Raw genomic sequence first — 2,223 nt, forward strand, 5'->3', positions numbered from 1 at the left:
TGAATTGTAAGGCGAGTAACCTTATTCCTACTCATGTGAATAAGCAGTGCTTGCGAAGATGAAGGTAACTTCAAAGCTATTTAGGGTTGTATGGTTAAGTGACTAAGCGTATACGGTGGATGCCTTGGCAAATAGAGGCGATGAAGGACGTGTAAGTCTGCGAAAAGCTGTGGTGAGCTGACAAAACGCATTTGAGCCACAGATGTCCGAATGGGGGAACCCACACATTTATGTGTATCTGCAACTGAATACATAGGTTGTAGAGGCAAACGAGGGGAACTGAAACATCTAAGTACCCTTAGGAAAAGAAATCAACCGAGATTCCCTTAGTAGCGGCGAGCGAAAGGGGAGCAGCCGATAAGTAAAGTATTAGTGGAATCTTCTGGAAAGTTGAGCGATACAGGGTGATAGCCCCGTACATGAAGGTACTTTATTTACATATTAAGTAGGTCGGGACACGTGTTATCTTGACTGAAGATGGGGGGACCATCCTCCAAGGCTAAATACTCCTATTTGACCGATAGTGAACCAGTACCGTGAGGGAAAGGCGAAAAGAACCCCTGTGAGGGGAGTGAAATAGAACCTGAAACCGTATACGTACAAGCAGTGGGAGCCCTTCGGGGTGACTGCGTACCTTTTGTATAATGGGTCAGCGACTTATATTTAGTAGCAAGGTTAACCGTATAGGGGAGCCGTAGCGAAAGCGAGTGTTAACTGCGCGTCTAGTTGCTAGGTATAGACCCGAAACCCGGTGATCTAGCCATGGGCAGGTTGAAGGTTGAGTAACATCAACTGGAGGACCGAACCCACTAACGTTGAAAAGTTAGGGGATGACTTGTGGCTGGGGGTGAAAGGCCAATCAAACCGGGAGATAGCTGGTTCTCCCCGAAATCTATTTAGGTAGAGCCTCGGATGAATACCACAGGGGGTAGAGCACTGTTAAGGCTAGGGGGTCATCCCGACTTACCAACCCTTTGCAAACTCCGAATACCTGTGAGTACTATCCGGGAGACACACGGCGGGTGCTAACGTCCGTCGTGAAGAGGGAAACAACCCAGACCGCCAGCTAAGGTCCCAAAATATTGCTAAGTGGGAAACGATGTGGGAAGGCTAAGACAGCTAGGAGGTTGGCTTAGAAGCAGCCATCCTTTAAAGAAAGCGTAATAGCTCACTAGTCGAGTCGGCCTGCGCGGAAGATGTAACGGGGCTAAGCAATATACCGAAGCTGCGGCAAAGTCCTTTGGACTTTGGGTAGGGGAGCGTTCTGTAAGCCGCTGAAGGTGAACTGTGAGGTTTGCTGGAGGTATCAGAAGTGCGAATGCTGACATGAGTAACGATAATGGGGGTGAAAAACCCCCACGCCGGAAGACCAAGGTTTCCTGTCCCATGCTAATCAGGGCAGGGTAAGTCGGCCCCTAAGGCGAGGCAGAAATGCGTAGTCGATGGGAAACGGGTTAATATTCCCGTACTTATATAATCAGTGATGGAGGGACGGAGAAGGCTAGGCAAGCTTGGCGTTGGTAGTCCAAGTGAAAGTGCGTAGGTTGAGAGTTTAGGTAAATCCGGACTCTTAAGACTGAGACACGAGACGAGCCACTAAGGTGGTGAAGTTGTTGATGCCCTGCTTCCAGGAAAAGCTTCTAAACTTATGATTATATGAACCGTACCCCAAACCGACACAGGTGGTCAGGTAGAGAATACTAAGGCGCTTGAGAGAACTCGGGTGAAGGAACTCGGCAAAATTGTACCGTAACTTCGGGAGAAGGTACGCCCCTGAGTGTGATGAGACTTGCTCTTTGAGCATTCGGGGGTCGCAGTGAATAGGTGGCTGGAACTGTTTATTAAAAACACAGCACTGTGCAAAATCGAAAGATGACGTATACGGTGTGACGCCTGCCCGGTGCCGGAAGGTTAATTGATGGGGTTAGCTTCGGCGAAGCTCTTGATCGAAGCCCCGGTAAACGGCGGCCGTAACTATAACGGTCCTAAGGTAGCGAAATTCCTTGTCGGGTAAGTTCCGACCTGCACGAATGGCGTAATCATGGCCACGCTGTCTCCACCCGAGACTCAGTGAAATTGAAATCGCAGTGAAGATGCTGTGTACCCGCACCTAGACGGAAAGACCCCGTGAACCTTTACTACAGCTTGGCACTGAACATTGAACCTACTTGTGTAGGATAGGTGGGAGGCTTTGAATCCAGGACGCCAGTTCTGGTGGAGCCG

Annotated in this window: 1 rRNA gene; it reads left to right on the top strand. The window is 49.5% G+C overall.

Going from position 1 to position 2,223, the window contains the following annotated elements:
* Positions 1-92: 92 nt before the first annotated feature.
* Positions 93-2,223: ribosomal RNA gene (locus FJ444_RS21210) — 23S ribosomal RNA — on the top strand; the annotation flags it as partial.

The organism is Aestuariibacter sp. GS-14, from assembly GCF_006494365.1.
GTDB classification, from domain to species: Bacteria; Pseudomonadota; Gammaproteobacteria; order Enterobacterales; family Alteromonadaceae; genus Alteromonas; species Alteromonas mangrovi.